The following is a 16645-nucleotide window of genomic DNA, read 5'->3' on the forward strand; positions in this document are numbered from 1 at the left end:
GCGAAGGCGCCTTAACATTCAACACTGATGTTGACCGACCCGACGCCTTCGCGAGCAAGCTTCGCTCCTACAGCGCTCGCATTACGAGCGCGGTACCAGGTCCAGGCACACGGAGTTGATGCAATACCGCAGGCCAGTCGGCGGTGGACCGTCCGGGAACACGTGTCCCAGGTGCGCATCGCATTTGGCGCAGACCACTTCAGTGCGGATCATGCCGTGGCTGACGTCACGGATTTCGACCATGGCGCTGTCGCCGATCGGTGCGTAGAAGCTCGGCCAGCCGCAGCCGGAATCAAATTTGGTCTTTGAGTCGAACAGCGGCTCATTGCAGCAGATGCAGTGGTAAACGCCGTCGACCTTGCTGTCATTGTATTTGCCGGAGAACGGGCGTTCGGTGCCCTTGAGGCGGCAAACGTTGTATTGCTCCGGATCGAGCATCGCCCGCCATTCTTCCAGGGTTTTTTCCAACTTTTCCATCATCACACCTCGGCAGCTGAAAAAGCCCGATCTGTACCTTTTCCACGGATCGGGCGGCACGTATGATTGCGCCTCGTCAAACGCCAGTCTGGCAGCCAGACCACGCGCATTCAAACGGATTTATGAGTGCTGCCTCTCAAGGCGTCAGCCTGTGTGAATACGCAGGATTCCCAGCACGGTGGTTCAAACGCCGCCTGGATCGTTCATTTTCGGGAACACATCGCCATGCAGGTCAGCAAATCGAACAAGCTCGCCAACGTCTGCTACGACATTCGCGGCCCAGTGCTCAAGCACGCCAAACGCCTGGAAGAGGAAGGTCATCGCATCCTCAAGCTGAACATCGGCAACCCGGCGCCCTTTGGTTTCGAAGCGCCGGACGAAATCCTCCAGGACGTCATCCGCAACCTGCCGACGGCCCAGGGCTACAGCGACTCCAAGGGCCTGTTCAGCGCGCGTAAAGCCGTCATGCAGTACTACCAGCAGAAGCAGGTGGAAGGCGTCGGCATTGAAGACATCTACCTGGGCAACGGCGTTTCCGAGCTGATCGTGATGTCGATGCAGGCCCTGCTCAACAACGGCGACGAAGTGCTGGTGCCGGCTCCCGACTATCCGCTGTGGACCGCTGCCGTGAGCCTGTCCGGCGGTAACCCGGTGCATTACCTGTGCGACGAGCAGGCCAACTGGTGGCCGGACCTGGCTGACATCAAGGCCAAGATCACCCCGAACACCAAGGCGCTGGTGATCATCAACCCGAACAACCCGACCGGCGCGGTGTATTCGAAAGAAGTCCTGCTGGGCATGCTGGAACTGGCCCGACAGCACAATCTGGTGGTGTTCTCCGATGAGATCTACGACAAGATTCTCTACGACGATGCCGTGCACATCTGCACCGCCTCGCTGGCCCCGGACCTGCTGTGCCTGACTTTCAACGGTCTGTCCAAGTCCTATCGCGTCGCCGGTTTCCGTTCCGGCTGGATCGCCATCTCCGGTCCGAAACACCACGCGCAAAGCTACATCGAAGGCATCGACATGCTGGCGAACATGCGCCTGTGTGCCAACGTGCCGAGCCAGCACGCGATCCAGACCGCCCTCGGCGGTTACCAGAGCATCAATGACCTGGTGCTGCCGCAAGGGCGCCTGCTGGAACAGCGCAACCGGACCTGGGAACTGCTCAACGACATTCCCGGCGTGAGTTGCGTCAAGCCGATGGGTGCGCTGTATGCGTTCCCGCGCATTGACCCGAAAGTCTGCCCGATCCACAACGACGAGAAATTCGTGCTCGACCTGCTGCTGTCGGAAAAGCTGCTGGTGGTGCAAGGCACCGCCTTCAACTGGCCGTGGCCGGACCACTTCCGCGTCGTGACCCTGCCGCGCGTCGATGACCTGGACATGGCCATTGGACGGATCGGCAACTTCCTCAAATCCTATCGCCAGTAATCGGTCTGGCCGCGTGCGACTTTTTAACGAAAGTCGCACGAGGATCAATTCAGCAACATATCTTTAGCCCTCGCCAGGCATTCCCGCTTCGACCGTCCACCGACTCGCCGTTTAGTGCCCGCGTCCAACAATGGCGGGGCTTGCGATGCGAATCGGCTGACAATCGCTTCCCGTATCCACATCGGAAATGCCCTGCAAGCGACTAGACTCTTGCTGTAGGACACAGTTTGAAATAGTCACCTGGTTGAATAGCCCGGTGCAGCACCTTATATACCCCGCAGTACGCTACATCTTTAGCAAAAGGAGATTTCTACAACCATGATGCGCATCCTGCTGTTTTTGGCCACTAACCTGGCGGTCGTGCTGATTGCCAGCATCACCCTGAGCCTTTTCGGCTTCAACGGGTTCATGGCGGCCAATGGGGTTGATCTCAACCTCAATCAGCTGCTGATTTTCTGTGCGGTCTTTGGTTTCGCCGGTTCCTTGTTCTCGCTGTTCATCTCCAAGTGGATGGCGAAAATGAGCACCAGCACCCAGATCATTACCCAGCCGCGCACACGTCATGAGCAATGGCTGCTGCAAACGGTCGAGCAACTGTCCCGCGAAGCCGGGATCAAGATGCCGGAAGTCGGGATTTTTCCGGCCTACGAGGCGAACGCCTTCGCCACCGGCTGGAACAAGAACGACGCACTGGTCGCGGTCAGCCAGGGCCTGCTCGAACGATTCTCGCCGGATGAGGTGAAAGCCGTTCTGGCCCACGAAATCGGCCACGTGGCCAACGGTGACATGGTCACCCTCGCACTGATCCAGGGCGTGGTGAACACCTTCGTCATGTTCTTTGCACGGATCATCGGCAACTTTGTCGACAAGGTGATCTTCAAGAACGAAGAGGGCCAGGGCATCGCCTACTACGTGGCAACCATCTTCGCCGAACTGGTCCTGGGCATTCTGGCCAGCTCCATCGTCATGTGGTTCTCGCGTAAACGCGAATTCCGTGCGGATGAAGCCGGTGCACGCCTTGCGGGCACCAACGCGATGATCGGCGCCCTGCAACGCCTGCGTGCAGAACAAGGCCTGCCGGTGCACATGCCGGACACCTTGAACGCTTTCGGTATCAATGGTGGCATCAAACAAGGGTTCGCCCGCATGTTCATGAGCCACCCGCCGCTGGAAGAGCGCATCGACGCATTGCGTCGTCGGGGCTGATCAGGCTCGACACCAAATGAAAAGGCCCGCAGTGAATGCGGGCCTTTTTTTGTCTGCTGATTATTGTGGTGCTCATTCTGGCCCCTTCGCGAGCAAGCCCGCTCCCACATTCGATCTTCAGTGGACACAGAATATGTGAACGTCAGAGATCAACTGTGGGAGCGGGCTTGCTCGCGAAGGGGCCGGTAAAGTCAACCTCGATTACCGAGCAGAAACCCGATAAACCCGCTCCTCAAGCCGCGTAACTCCGCTCTCGATGAACTTCCAGCTCTCGCCCAGAACATCCTGGTCTTCCAGAATCTTCAGCGACCACACCGCGCTGAACAACCGTTGCACTTCATCATCAAGCACAGCAAACGGCGGTCCGTCCTTTTGCGTCTGGTCGTAATCCAGCGTAATCAAAAGCCCCAAAGAGTCTTTCGGCAGAATCCGGTTCAGATGAGCCGCGTACTGCTCTCGCATCTTCGGTGGCAAGGCAATCAACGCAGCGCGGTCGTACAGTGCGCTGCAATCGGCAACATCGCCGGCGGTCAAGGCGAAGAAATCACCACACCAGATTTCGATCGAACCCGCCCGATACACCGTAAAAGGCCCTTGATCGCTGACGTCCGGGTCAAATTGGTGCTCGTGGAAAAAGTCTTCGACTGCTTTTTCCGACAACTCGACACCCAACACTTCGTGACCGCATTTCGCCAGCCATAGCAAATCCAGGCTTTTCCCACATAACGGCACCAGTACGCGCGCCCCGTCCTCCAGGCCCAACTGAGGCCAGTAACGTTGAAGATATGGATTCACTTCCGGCAGATGAAAGCCGATCTGATTCGACGTCCACCGCTTGTGCCAAAACTCCGGCTGCATAAATATCTCCGAAAATTCGATCAAAACACCCTAAAACTTATATTAGATTTAGATCAATGATCTGACTGAAGATGACGCCCATCTTAACTCTCAGGAGCTCATCCATGTTGCCCAGCCTGTATATATCCCATGGTTCACCCATGCTGGCCCTGGAGCCCGGCGCCAGCGGGCCGGCTCTCGCGCGGCTGGCTGCCGAATTGCCGAAACCCCGAGCCATCGTGATTGTTTCCGCCCACTGGGAAAGCAATGAACTGCTGGTCAGCGGCAATCCGCAACCTGAAACCTGGCATGACTTCGGTGGCTTTCCCAAGGCATTGTTCGAGGTGCAATACCCGGCACCTGGCGATCCGCAACTGGCGGCGGAGGTTGTCGAGTTGCTGAAGCGCAGTGACTTGCCCGCACGTATCGACACCAAACGGCCCTTCGACCATGGCGTATGGGTGCCTTTGTCGTTGATGTATCCGCAGGCTGATATCCCGGTGGTGCAGGTTTCGCTGCCGACTCGCGGCGGCCCTGCCCTGCAGACCCGCGTCGGGCACGCACTGGGTAGCCTGCGCGAACAGGGCGTTCTGTTGATCGGCTCCGGCAGCATCACCCATAACCTGCGCGAACTGGACTGGCATGCCGGCCCGGAAAGCGTCGAACCGTGGGCCAGGGAATTCCGCGACTGGATGATCGAGAAACTCGACGCCAACGACGAAGCCGCGTTGCACGACTATCGCCAACAAGCACCGAACGCTGTGCGTAACCATCCAAGCGATGAACATTTGCTGCCGTTGTACTTTGCCCGCAGTGCCGGGGGTACATTCAGCGTGAGCCACCAGGGATTCACCATGGGTGCCCTGGGTATGGACATTTACCGCTTCGGATAATGAAAGAACCTGCGGCGGCCAGGCTCAGACCACATCAACGCCGACATGAATCGCATCGTGCCGCCAGAACTCCAGGTCACAATCGATCAGCCGCTCATGCTGGTCGTAATTGACCCGGGCGATGCGCAATCCCGGGCTTCCGACCGACACCTTCAACGCCGCAGCGGCATCCACCGACAAAGCCGTCGGCACGATCTCGAAGCGCACCCGCCCGTAATGCAAGTCGTAATGCCGCGCGTACAGCTCGGTAATCGACTGATTCAAATCAAACTCCAGGATCCCCGGAAAATACTGCGGATTGAGGTAGTGCTCCACGTACAGCACCAGCCGCTCATCAATGCGCCGTGCGCGGCAGACCTGAATCACGCTCGACAACGCCGGCAACTGCAGCCAGGCACAGACCGCTGCCGACGCCGGTTGCAGCCGCGCCGAAATCACTTCGGTGGACGGCACCCGCCCCTGCGCGCTGACCATCGCGTGAAAGTGGCTGCGCTGCATCAGGTTATAAGCCAGGCGCGGCGGCGACACGAACCAGCCCCGGCGCTCCTCGCGATAAATCTGCCCTTGAGCCTCCAGCTGCAACAACGCTTCGCGCACGGTTATGCGTGTGGTGCCGAACAACTCACTGAGCTTGCGCTCCGCCGGCAACTTGCTGCCGGGCGCCAGCAGCCCGTGATCGAGCTGCTCCTGAAGCACCTGCCCGATGGCTGTCACCGCTTTGGTTGTCTCAACGCGCATCAACGTTACCTATCTGGACTAGACCAGCACTGTTTCGGGGCAGAAGCCGTCAATGGAAACGGCTCCGTCAGCTTTCAGCAAGCCTAGGCACTGCACATGACTGACAGATGACAAAGGCGCTGAACGGTTCGGTCAAGCGCCTGCAATTTCATAGCCAAGTCCTTTTATATCAGCTCTTTAGCCATGGTCTACGCTTATCCCGAAGCCTGAGCGTTGTTGCAAAAGAAATAGGGGCGGACCGCTGGTCGACATCAAAATGTCATCAGAGGCGCCTAGATTGGCTCAGGTATTGCTGACCTAGACCAACACAACCGCAATCGCAGCGTTGATAACGCCCAAAGGAGCTTCGGAATGAAACAGCTTTTCCTGGCATCACTGTTAGGCTCGACCATTGCCCTGTGCACCGCCGCCATGGCGGCTGATACCGATCTGAAAACCCTGGAAGCCGCGGCGAAAGCGGAAGGAGAGGTCAACAGTGTCGGCATGCCCGATAACTGGGCCAACTGGAAAGGTACCTGGGATGACCTGGCCAAGAACTACGGCCTGAAACACATCGACACCGACATGAGCTCGGCCCAGGAAATCGCCAAGTTCGCCGCTGAAAAAGACAACGCCAGCGCCGACATCGGCGACGTCGGTGCAGCATTCGGCCCGATTGCGGTCAAGCAAGGCGTGGTCCAACCGTACAAGCCAAGCACCTGGGCTCAGATTCCTGATTGGGCGAAGGACAAAGAAGGCAACTGGGCACTGGCCTACACCGGCACCATCGCATTCATCGTTAACAAAAAGCTGCTGCACGGGTCGGATACCCCGACTAAATGGGCCGATCTCAAAACCGGCAAATACAAGGTCTCCATCGGCGACGTGAGCACTGCGGCCCAGGCTGCCAACGGAGTTCTGGCTGCTGCTCTGGCTAACGGCGGCGACGAGAAAAACCTCCAGCCCGCGCTGTTGCTGTTCGCCGACATTGCCAAGCAAGGTCGTCTGTCCATGTCCAACCCGACCATCGCCACGATGGAAAAGGGCGAAATCGAAGTCGGTGTGGTCTGGGACTTCAACGGCCTGAGCTACAAGGCGAAGATGGCGAATCCGGATGACTACACCGTACTGATTCCATCCGACGGCTCGGTGATTTCCGGTTACACCACCATCATCAACAAATACGCCAAGCACCCGAACGCCGCCAAACTGGCCCGCGAATACATCTTCAGCGACGCCGGCCAGATCAACCTGGCACGCGGCAACGCTCGTCCGATCCGTGCCGAACACCTGACATTGCCAGCCGATGTTCAGGCTCAGTTGCTGCCTAACGAGCAGTACAAAGACGTGACCCCGATCAAGGACGCAGATGCGTGGGAGAAGACCTCCAAGGCCCTGCCGCAGAAGTGGAACGAAGAAGTCATCGTCGAGATGAAGTAATCCCGTAACTCTTGCAGGAGCGAAGCTCGCTCGCGAAAGCGGACTGTCTGCCAACAACTTTGTTGAATGTCAGCCTCTCTTCGCGGGCAAGCCTCGCTCCTACAGGTTTTGACGATATCTATTGTTTTCGCGGAGTTCCGCCCCTATGAAGCACAACGTCATCCTTGTCGTGCTCGACGGCCTCAATTACGAGGTTGCGCGCCACGCCATGGGGCACCTGCAGGCTTACGTTGGCGCAGGACGCGCGGCGCTCTACAAGCTGGAGTGCGAACTGCCTGCCCTGTCCCGTCCCCTGTATGAATGCATCCTGACCGGCGTCACGCCGATCGACAGTGGCATCGTCCACAACAACGTCTCGCGCCTGTCCAATCAGCGCAGCATCTATCACTACGCCACCGATGCCGGCCTTAAAACTGCCGCCGCGGCCTATCACTGGGTCAGTGAGCTGTACAACCGTTCGCCGTTCGTCGACGCCCGGGATCGTCACACCGACGACCTTTCGTTGCCGATCCAGCACGGACATTTCTACTGGAGCGACCATTACCCGGATTCGCACCTGTTCGCCGACGCGGAAAACCTGCGCCTGCGACATGAGCCGAATTTCCTGCTGGTGCACCCCATGAACATCGACGACGCCGGGCACAAGCACGGCCTCGACACCCCGCAATACCGCAACAGCGCCCGCTTCGCCGACATCTTCCTCGCCGACTACCTGCAAGGCTGGCTCGACGCCGGTTACCAGGTGCTGGTGACCGCCGACCACGGCATGAACAACGACCGCTCCCACAACGGCCTGCTGCCGGAAGAACGCGAGGTGCCGCTGTTCGTCCTCGGTGACGCATTCAGTTTCAATGCCGGGGCCACACCGAAACAGACGGAAATCTGCGGCACCGTCTGCGAACTGCTGGGCGTGGCCCACGACAAACCCGTTTGCCGGGAGCTGCTCAAGTGAACGCCATGACTCGCGGCAAATGGCTGGCAGCCTTGTGCCTGGTGCCCTTCGCACTGTTCTTCATCGTGTTCGAAATCGCCCCGCTGACCTGGGTAATTATCAACAGCCTGGAATCGGAAGAGTCCGGCTGGGGCCTGGCCAACTTCACCCGGATCTTCAGCTCGAAGTTCTACTTGCAGGCGATCCAGTACAGCCTCGAGATCAGTTTCTGGTCCAGCGTGTTCGGGATCATCATCGCTGTACTTGGCGCTTATTCCCTGCGTCGGGTCGACTCGAAGCTGCGCAACTTCGTCAACGCCTTCGCCAACATGACCAGCAACTTCTCCGGCGTGCCCCTGGCTTTCGCGTTCATTATCCTGCTGGGGTTCAACGGCAGCATCACCATCATGCTCAAGCAGGCCGGGATCATCCAGGACTTCAACCTGTACTCGAAAACCGGGCTGATCATTCTCTACACCTACTTCCAGATTCCCCTGGGCGTGCTGCTGCTCTACCCGGCCTTCGACGCCCTGCGTGAAGACTGGCGCGAGTCCGCCGAACTGCTTGGCGCCAACGGCTGGCAATTCTGGCGACACATCGGTCTGCCGGTGCTGACGCCTGCGCTGCTCGGCACGTTCGTGATCCTGCTGGCTAACGCCCTCGGCGCCTACGCCACCGTGTACGCCCTGACCACCGGCAACTTCAACGTGATGACGATCCGTATTGCGGCGATGGTCTCGGGCGACATTTCCCTGGACCCGAACCTGGCCAGCGCCCTGGCCGTGGTACTGGTGGCGTTGATGACGCTGGTGACCGTCGTGCATCAGTTGCTGTTGAAGAGGAGCTACCATGTCTCGCGCTGAATTGGGCCCGGTCGGTGTTTATCACCGCGTCGTGGTGTACCTGCTATTTGCCATTCTGTTGCTGCCGCTGGTCGGCACCTTTATCTACTCGATTTCCAGCAGTTGGTCGGCAACCATTCTGCCGAGCGGTTTCAGCATCAAATGGTACGTGCAGCTGTGGAGCGATCCGCGTTTCCTGAGTGCTTTCGGTCAATCGCTGCTGGTCTGCGTCGGCTCGCTGATCCTGGCGGTGGTGCTCATTCTGCCGCTGCTGTTCGTGGTGCATTACCACTTTCCGAAACTCGACGCGTGGATGAACATCCTGATCCTGCTGCCCTTCGCGGTGCCGCCGGTGGTGTCGTCGGTGGGTTTATTGCAGCTCTACGGGTCGGGGCCGTTCGCGATGGTCGGCACGCCCTGGATTCTGATCGGCTGCTATTTCACTGTGGCGCTGCCGTTCATGTACCGGGCAATTACCAACAACCTGCAAGCCATCAACCTGCACGACCTGATGGACGCTGCCCAACTGCTCGGTGCCAGCACCTGGCAAGCAGCATTCCTGGTCGTATTGCCGAATCTTCGCAAGGGTTTGATGGTGGCGTTGCTGCTGTCGTTCTCGTTCCTGTTCGGTGAGTTCGTGTTCGCCAACATCCTCGTCGGCACCCGCTACGAAACCCTGCAGGTCTACCTCAACAACATGCGTAACAGCAGCGGTCACTTCACCAGTGCGGTAGTGATTTCCTACTTCTTCTTTGTGCTGGTTCTGACCTGGGCGGCCAATATCTTGAACAAGGACAAAAGCGAATGAGCTATGTCAGCGTCCAACATCTACAGAAAAACTACGCTGGCACCACGGTGTTCAGCGACATCAACTGCGAAATCCAGAAGGGTGAGTTCGTCACCCTCCTCGGCCCGTCCGGTTGCGGAAAATCCACGCTACTGCGTTGCATCGCCGGTCTGACTTCGGTGGATGGCGGCAAGATCCTGCTCGATGGTCAGGATCTCGTACCGCTGAGCCCGCAGAAGCGCGGGATCGGCATGGTGTTCCAGAGCTATGCCCTGTTCCCCAATATGACCGTTGAGCAAAACGTCGCCTTCGGTTTGCGCATGCAAAAGGTCAACAGCGACGACAGCCAGAAGCGCGTCGCCGAAGTATTGAAACTGGTGGAGCTGAATGACTTCGCCGCACGTTACCCGCATCAACTGTCCGGCGGTCAATGTCAGCGAGTCGCGCTCGCGCGCTCGTTGGTGACTCGTCCACGTCTGTTGTTGCTGGACGAACCGCTGTCGGCCCTCGATGCGCGCATCCGCAAGCACTTGCGCGAGCAGATCCGTCAGATTCAGCGCGAGCTGGGCCTGACCACGATCTTCGTCACACACGACCAGGAAGAAGCGCTGACCATGTCTGACCGGATTTTCCTGATGAATCAGGGAAAAATCGTACAGAGTGGCGACGCCGAAACCCTGTACACGGCGCCCGTGGATGTTTTTGCGGCCGGCTTCATCGGCAACTACAACCTGCTGGACGCCGACAGCGCCACGAAGCTGCTGCAACGACCGATCACCCATCGCATCGCGATTCGTCCGGAAGCCATCGAACTGAGCCTGAATGGCGAACTCGATGCACAAGTGCGCAGCCACAGCCTGCTGGGTAACGTGATCCGCTACCGGGTCGAGGCCCGGGGCGTGGAACTGGTGGTGGATGTGCTCAACCGCTCGGCGGCCGATCTGCATCCCGATGGTCAGCGTCTGGCGCTTTCCATCGATCCGACGGCCCTGTGTGAGGTAGCCTGATGCCTTTGCTGATGTTGAAGAGAGAACTGCACTGATGGCCCTGGCAATTTTTGATCTGGACGAAACCCTGATCCACGGCGACTGCGCCACCCTCTGGAGCGAGCAAATGGGTCGCCTGGGCTGGGTCGATCCCGAGTCGTTCATGCGTCAGAACAACGAACTGATGGACGCTTACAGCCACGGCAAGCTGCGCATGGAGGATTACATGACCTTCAGCCTCGAACCGATGATCGGCAGGACGCCGGAAGAGATCGATCATCTGGTGGGGCCGTGGGTGGAAGACTTCATCGAGCCGATCATCTTCAGCGACGCCACCAAGGCCATTGCCGCGCACCGCAAAGCGGGTGACCGGATTCTGGTGATCTCGGCGTCGGGTACGCACCTGGTCAGGCCGATTGCCGATCGCTTGGGCATCGACGAGATTCTCGGCATCGAGCTGGAAGTGTTGCATGGGGTTTATAGCGGCCACACCGTCGGCACGCTGACCTACCGCGAAGGCAAGATCACGCGCTTGCTGGAATGGCTGGATGCGGAAGAGGAAAACCTGGAAGGCGCAAGTTTCTACTCGGATTCACGCAATGATTTGCCGTTGTTGTTGAAGGTAGAATTCCCACACGTAGTAAACCCTGATCCTGTATTGCTCGAACACGCCGAAAAAGCCGGCTGGCCGATCCATACCTGGAAGTAATGCAAATCCTGTGGGAGCGTGGCTTGCCCGCGATGAACGATGACGCGGTTTGACTGACACACCGCGTCGCCTGAATCGCGGGCAAGCCACGCTCCCACAAGGACTGCGTTTAGCCTGGGGATCGAGTAAGGCTCTCGTCGATCACCAGCACCAACTTCCCCGCCACCTTATTGGTCGCCAACTCGGCAAACGCCGCTTCCGCATCCCTGATCGGGAACGTCTTCGCCAACTGCGGACTCAACCGCCCTTCGGCAAACAGCGGCCAGACATGCTGGCTCAAATCAGTGAACAGATCCGCCTTGAACTGATCGTCACGACTTCGCAACGTCGAACCCAGCAGTTGCACACGCTTGGCCAGCACCTGCGCCAGATCCAGCTTCGCGTCACGGCCGCCCATCAAGCCGATCAACACCCAACGGCCATCGAGTGCCAGCAGTTTCAGGTTCAGTGCGGCGTAGTTGCCGCCGACCGGGTCGAGGATCACATCGAACGGCCCAAGGTCGCTCAAGCTCTCCAGGTCTCCGGTACGCACAACGCCCCCCTGAGCACCCAGTGCCTCGCAGTAGGCCAGCCGCTCGGCGGAACCGACGCTGACCCAGCACGGGCTGCCAAACGCCTTGCACAACTGAATGGCGGCTGAACCGATTCCACTTGCTCCGGCGTGCAGCAGAACTTTCTCACCAGGCTTGAGCCCGGCCAGATGAAATAAATTTAACCAAACGGTCGCATAGACTTCGGGTAGCGCTGCCGCCTCGGCCAGGGACAATCCTTCCGGCACCGCCAGCACATGCCGTCCGTCGACAACCACCTCTTCGGCCATCCCGCCCCCGGCCAGCAAGGCGCAGACCCGATCACCGACCTGCCAGGACGAGCCCGGGCCGACCTCGCTGATCACCCCGGAACACTCCAGCCCCAGTACCTGACTGGCCCCCGGCGGTGGCGGATAAAGTCCCGCCTTCTGTAACAAATCGGCGCGATTGAGGCCCGCTGCCGCCACCCGAATGCGAACTTGCCCTACATCACATGTAGGACTGGGCTCTTCAAGCCACTCCACTCGACCTTCCACGCCTTGCAATGCTTTCACAGTGCCTCCATAGTGAGTCTGGACTGAGCCCGTAGCTGTAGCGTCGGGCTTTCTTGCATTATGCGACCGGCCCAGGGCCAGTACGAAAGCTCGCACAGGCAGTTTTCGTACAGAACCTGGTGGTACCGGCGACTTCAAAGACGGCCTAATATGCGTGATCAATTGTCCCCGCGTCGAATCAGCATGAAGCATTTTTTCCCCAGCACCGCCCTAGCTCTATTCATTGGCATCGGTCTGCTGCCGATGTCGACCAGTTCTTTTGCAGCCAATAGCTGGGACAAGCTTCAGCCTGATCGTGACGAAGTGATCGCCAGTCTGAACGTGGTTGAACTGCTCAAGCGTCACCACTACAGCAAGCCGCCGCTCGATGACGCGCGCTCCGTGATTATCTACGACAGCTACCTCAAGCTGCTGGACCCGTCGCGCAGCTACTTCATGGCCAGCGACATTGCCGAATTCGACAAGTGGAAAACCCAGTTCGACGACTTCCTCAAAAGCGGCGATCTCAACGCCGGGTTCACCATCTACAAGCGCTACCTGGACCGCGTAAAAGCGCGTCTGGACTTCGCCCTTGCGGAGCTGAACAAGGGCGTCGACAAGATCGACTTCACCGCCAAGGAAACCTTGCTGATCGACCGCAAGGACGCCCCTTGGCTCAAGTCCACCGCAGAGCTCGACGACCTGTGGCGCAAACGCGTCAAGGACGAAGTGCTGCGGATGAAAATTGCCGGCAAGGATTCCAAGCAGATCCAGGAAACCCTGACCAAGCGCTACAAGAATCAGCTGGCGCGTCTGGACCAGACCCGTCCGGAAGACATCTTCCAGGCGTACATCAACACCTTCGCGATGTCCTACGACCCGCATACCAATTATCTGTCGCCGGATAACGCGGAGAACTTCGACATCAACATGAGCCTGTCCCTCGAGGGCATCGGCGCCGTGTTGCAGAGCGACAACGATCAGGTGAAAGTCGTGCGCCTGGTGCCTGCCGGCCCGGCCGACAAAACCAAGCAGGTCGCGCCGGCCGACAAGATCATCGGCGTTGCCCAGGGCAACAAAGAGATGGTCGACGTGGTCGGCTGGCGTCTGGACGAAGTGGTCAAGCTGATCCGTGGTCCGAAGGGCACCGTGGTGCGCCTGGAAGTCATCCCGGCCAGCAATGCGCCGAACGACCAGACCACCAAGATCGTGCCGATCACCCGCGAAGCCGTGAAGCTTGAAGACCAGGCGGTGAAGAAGTCGGTCCTCAACCTGAAACAGGACGGCAAGGACTACAAGCTCGGCGTCATCGAGATCCCCGCCTTCTACCTGGATTTCAAGGCCTTCCGTGCCGGTGATCCGGACTACAAGAGCACCACCCGCGACGTCAAGAAACTGCTGACCGAGCTGCAGAAGGACAAGGTCGACGGCGTGGTCATCGACCTGCGCAACAACGGCGGTGGTTCCCTGCAGGAAGCCACCGAGCTGACCAGTCTGTTCATCGACAAAGGCCCGACCGTTCTCGTGCGTAACGCCGATGGCCGGGTCGATGTGCTGGAAGATGAAAACCCGGGTGCGTTCTACAAAGGCCCGATGGCGTTGCTGGTCAACCGCTTGTCCGCCTCGGCTTCGGAGATTTTTGCCGGTGCCATGCAGGACTACCACCGCGCGCTGATCATTGGTGGCCAGACCTTCGGCAAAGGCACCGTGCAGACCATTCAGCCGCTGAACCATGGCGAACTGAAACTGACCCTGGCCAAGTTCTATCGGGTTTCCGGTCAGAGCACGCAGCATCAAGGCGTTCTGCCGGATATCGATTACCCGTCGATCATCGACACCAAGGAAATCGGTGAAAGCGCCCTGCCGGAAGCCATGCCGTGGGACACCATCCGTGCGGCCATCAAGCCTGCGGTCGACCCGTTCAAGCCGTACATTTCGCAGCTCAAATCCGAGCATGACGTACGCTCGGCCAAAGACGCGGAGTTCGTGTTCATTCGCGACAAACTGGCCCTGGCGCAGAAACTGATGGCGGAAAAAACCGTCAGCCTCAATGAAGCCGATCGTCGTGCACAACACGCCGATATCGAAGCCAAGCAACTTGCCATGGAGAACATCCGTCGCAAGGCCAAAGGCGAAGAGCCGCTCAAAGAGCTGAAGAAAGAAGACGAAGACGCCCTCGCGGCCGAGCCGGACAAGACCAAACCGGAAGACGATGCCTACCTGAGCGAGACCGGCCGGATTCTGTTGGACTACCTGAAACTCAACACCGCGGTCGCCAAGCACTGAGTGGTGACAGGCAAGATGATGGCAATTTAATGCTGACGCCCCCGTAGCGTCATCAAACAGTCATCATTCTGTCGTGAAATAAAGGACTGGGAGCCTCTGCGCTCCCAGTCCTTTTTTTATCGCCAGAGATCGCCATGACCACTACCGAACAGCTGAGTGCGTTGAGTTCAATACTGACTCAAAGCGGTTTGCACAGCCTGTTCCAGCCAATCATTTCGCTCTCCGAGCGACGAATTATCGGCTACGAAGCCCTCAGCCGCGGCCCCTCCAACAGCCCGCTGCACTCGCCTATCGCCCTGTTCGCCGTCGCCCGTCAGGCCGGTCGTTTGAACGAGCTGGAAATTGCATGCCGTGAGAGCGCGTGCCGGCGCTTCAATGAACAGCAACTGCCCGGCAAACTGTTTCTCAACGTATCGCCGGAATCCCTGCTCGAAGCGGCTCACCAACCGGGTCGTACCCTGCAACTGCTGCAGGATTTCGGCATACCGCCCAATCAGGTGGTCATCGAACTCACCGAACAGACCCCGACCGACGATTTCCAGCTGTTGCAAAACGCACTGCATCACTATCGGGCGATGGGCTTCTCCATTGCGCTGGATGATTTGGGAGCGGGTTATTCGAGCTTGCGCCTGTGGTCCGAGCTGCGGCCCGACTATGTGAAGATCGACCGGCACTTCATCGACGGCATTCATCAAGATGCCCTCAAACGGGAATTTGTCGGATCAATCATGCAAATCGCCAAGGCCTCTCGGGCTCAAGTGATTGCTGAAGGTATCGAGCTGCCGGAGGAACTGGCCGTGTTGACCGATATGGGCGTCGACCTGGTCCAGGGTTATTTGCTCTGTCGGCCTCAGGAACATCCGCCAAGGGATGCCAGAAGCCTGATGCCCAAGCAAGACAGCTCCGCCGTGGCGCTGAACGATGAAGGCAGCGACCTCAGCGCCCTTTTGAACGATCAGCCAGCAGTCGCGCGGGATACGCCGACAGCGACGGTACTGGAAGCCTTCCGCCGCCAGGCCAACCTGAACTCACTGGCGGTGCTCGACGAATACGGCCATCCCTGCGGCATCGTTCATCGGCACTCACTCTCGGACGCCCTGCTCAAGCCCTTCGCCACCGACCTGTTCGCCCGCAAGCCGATCAGCCGGCTGATGAATGACGACTTCCTTGCCGTCGAAATGAGTCAGTCGCTGCAACAGGTCAGCCGCCTGATCACCAGCCGCGCCCGACAACGCATCGAAGAAGATTTCATCATTACCCTGAATGGCGGTTACCTGGGGTTGGGCCGGGTAATCGACGTACTGAAGCTGATTACCGAACTGAAGATCCAGCAGGCCCGCTACGCCAACCCGCTGACCCTGCTGCCGGGCAACGTGCCGATCCAGCAGTGCCTGACACGCCTGCTGCAACAGCAACGGGAGTCGGTGATCTGCTACGTGGACATCGACAGCTTCAAACCCTTCAACGACATCTACGGCTACGGCCGTGGGGATGAAGTCCTGCTGTGCCTGGCGCAATGTCTGAATGATCGCGTTGACCCTTCCCGCGACTTTGTCGGCCATATCGGCGGCGACGATTTCCTGCTGGTGCTCGGGCCGGAAGACTGGCGCAAACGGTTGAACCAGTTGCTCGACGATTTCCAGAGCCAGTGCCGGCGCTTCTACCGTAGCGAACACCTGGAAGCCGGCTGCTTCATCGCCCCGAATCGCCAGGGTGTGCGACAGGAGTTTCCGCTGCTGTCATTGTCGATCGGCGTGGTGCATTTACATCCACAGGCCTGTGGACAACTCGATGCGAGCCAGTTGGCGGAGATGGCGTCGCAGGCCAAGCACCACGCGAAGAATGTGCCGGGGTATAGCGTGCATGTGATTGATAGCTTGGCGGTGCCCGGGCGAGAGGATGAAGTGCTCATGGGGCAGCGGTGATTGTTCTGACGCCTTCGCGAGCAAGCTCGCTCCCACAGTGGATCTTCAGTGTACATAGATCCCCTGTGGGAGCGAGCTTGCTCGCGAAGGCGTCAGACCAGTCGACTCA

The 16645-nt window shown here is 58.8% G+C and carries 15 protein-coding genes; 11 read left to right on the top strand and 4 right to left on the bottom strand.

Going from position 1 to position 16645, the window contains the following annotated elements; all coding sequences use genetic code 11:
• Positions 1–81 precede the first annotated feature (81 nt).
• Positions 82–477 (bottom strand): peptide-methionine (R)-S-oxide reductase MsrB, encoded by a 396-nt coding sequence (msrB, locus tag J2Y86_RS09750; protein ID WP_033059242.1) that lies wholly within the window; start codon positions 475–477, stop codon positions 82–84.
• A gap of 225 nt (positions 478–702) precedes the next feature.
• Here msrB and J2Y86_RS09755 point away from each other — a divergent pair, with 225 nt between their 5' ends.
• Both J2Y86_RS09755 and htpX read left to right on the top strand, forming a co-directional pair.
• Positions 703–1914, top strand: coding sequence for a pyridoxal phosphate-dependent aminotransferase (locus J2Y86_RS09755; RefSeq protein WP_008030363.1), 1212 nt, complete (start codon positions 703–705; stop codon positions 1912–1914).
• A 318-nt stretch (positions 1915–2232) separates the two neighbouring features.
• Entirely contained in the window at positions 2233–3120 is an 888-nt protein-coding gene (gene htpX, locus J2Y86_RS09760) for a protease HtpX (RefSeq protein WP_150767214.1), read from the top strand.
• Positions 3121–3321: 201 nt separating this feature from the next.
• Here htpX and J2Y86_RS09765 read toward each other — a convergent pair whose 3' ends face one another.
• A complete protein-coding gene (locus J2Y86_RS09765; RefSeq protein WP_253440184.1) occupies positions 3322–3978 on the bottom strand; it encodes a thiopurine S-methyltransferase in 657 nt (218 codons plus the stop codon).
• Between the two features lie 104 nt (positions 3979–4082).
• Between J2Y86_RS09765 and J2Y86_RS09770 the strand changes: the two genes are divergently transcribed.
• A complete protein-coding gene (locus tag J2Y86_RS09770; RefSeq protein ID WP_253430300.1) occupies positions 4083–4850 on the top strand; it encodes a DODA-type extradiol aromatic ring-opening family dioxygenase in 768 nt (255 codons plus the stop codon).
• A gap of 24 nt (positions 4851–4874) precedes the next feature.
• Here J2Y86_RS09770 and J2Y86_RS09775 read toward each other — a convergent pair whose 3' ends face one another.
• Positions 4875–5588 (bottom strand): UTRA domain-containing protein, encoded by a 714-nt coding sequence (locus J2Y86_RS09775; RefSeq protein WP_253430303.1) that lies wholly within the window; start codon positions 5586–5588, stop codon positions 4875–4877.
• A 351-nt stretch (positions 5589–5939) separates the two neighbouring features.
• Here J2Y86_RS09775 and J2Y86_RS09780 point away from each other — a divergent pair, with 351 nt between their 5' ends.
• The 6 genes from J2Y86_RS09780 to J2Y86_RS09805 all read left to right on the top strand — a co-directional run bounded on the left by J2Y86_RS09780 (position 5940) and on the right by J2Y86_RS09805 (position 11262).
• Complete coding sequence (locus J2Y86_RS09780) at positions 5940–7007, top strand: ABC transporter substrate-binding protein (protein ID WP_253430307.1); 1068 nt, start codon at positions 5940–5942, stop codon at positions 7005–7007.
• A gap of 145 nt (positions 7008–7152) precedes the next feature.
• Positions 7153–7959, top strand: coding sequence for an alkaline phosphatase family protein (locus J2Y86_RS09785; RefSeq protein WP_253430310.1), 807 nt, complete (start codon positions 7153–7155; stop codon positions 7957–7959).
• Between the two features lie 5 nt (positions 7960–7964).
• Positions 7965–8801 (top strand): ABC transporter permease, encoded by an 837-nt coding sequence (locus J2Y86_RS09790; protein WP_253440187.1) that lies wholly within the window; start codon positions 7965–7967, stop codon positions 8799–8801.
• The gene (locus J2Y86_RS09795; protein ID WP_253430313.1) at positions 8788–9588 is read left to right on the top strand and encodes an ABC transporter permease; all 801 of its coding nucleotides are present in this window, start codon (positions 8788–8790) and stop codon (positions 9586–9588) included. Before J2Y86_RS09790 ends, J2Y86_RS09795 begins: the two co-directional genes overlap by 14 nt.
• The gene (locus J2Y86_RS09800) at positions 9585–10574 is read left to right on the top strand and encodes an ABC transporter ATP-binding protein (protein WP_253430316.1); all 990 of its coding nucleotides are present in this window, start codon (positions 9585–9587) and stop codon (positions 10572–10574) included. Before J2Y86_RS09795 ends, J2Y86_RS09800 begins: the two co-directional genes overlap by 4 nt.
• A gap of 34 nt (positions 10575–10608) precedes the next feature.
• Positions 10609–11262 (top strand): HAD family hydrolase, encoded by a 654-nt coding sequence (locus J2Y86_RS09805; protein ID WP_253430319.1) that lies wholly within the window; start codon positions 10609–10611, stop codon positions 11260–11262.
• A gap of 109 nt (positions 11263–11371) precedes the next feature.
• Here the strand turns inward: J2Y86_RS09805 and J2Y86_RS09810 are convergent, their stop codons facing one another.
• Complete coding sequence (locus J2Y86_RS09810) at positions 11372–12346, bottom strand: zinc-binding dehydrogenase (RefSeq protein ID WP_253430321.1); 975 nt, start codon at positions 12344–12346, stop codon at positions 11372–11374.
• Positions 12347–12529: 183 nt separating this feature from the next.
• On the opposite strand from J2Y86_RS09810, the gene J2Y86_RS09815 reads away from it, so the two are divergent.
• Complete coding sequence (locus J2Y86_RS09815) at positions 12530–14611, top strand: carboxy terminal-processing peptidase (RefSeq protein ID WP_253440190.1); 2082 nt, start codon at positions 12530–12532, stop codon at positions 14609–14611.
• Between the two features lie 134 nt (positions 14612–14745).
• Positions 14746–16536, top strand: coding sequence for a bifunctional diguanylate cyclase/phosphodiesterase (locus tag J2Y86_RS09820; protein WP_253430325.1), 1791 nt, complete (start codon positions 14746–14748; stop codon positions 16534–16536).
• Positions 16537–16645 lie beyond the last annotated feature (109 nt).

This window comes from Pseudomonas migulae, from assembly GCF_024169315.1.
Lineage (GTDB): Bacteria > Pseudomonadota > Gammaproteobacteria > Pseudomonadales > Pseudomonadaceae > Aquipseudomonas > Aquipseudomonas migulae_B.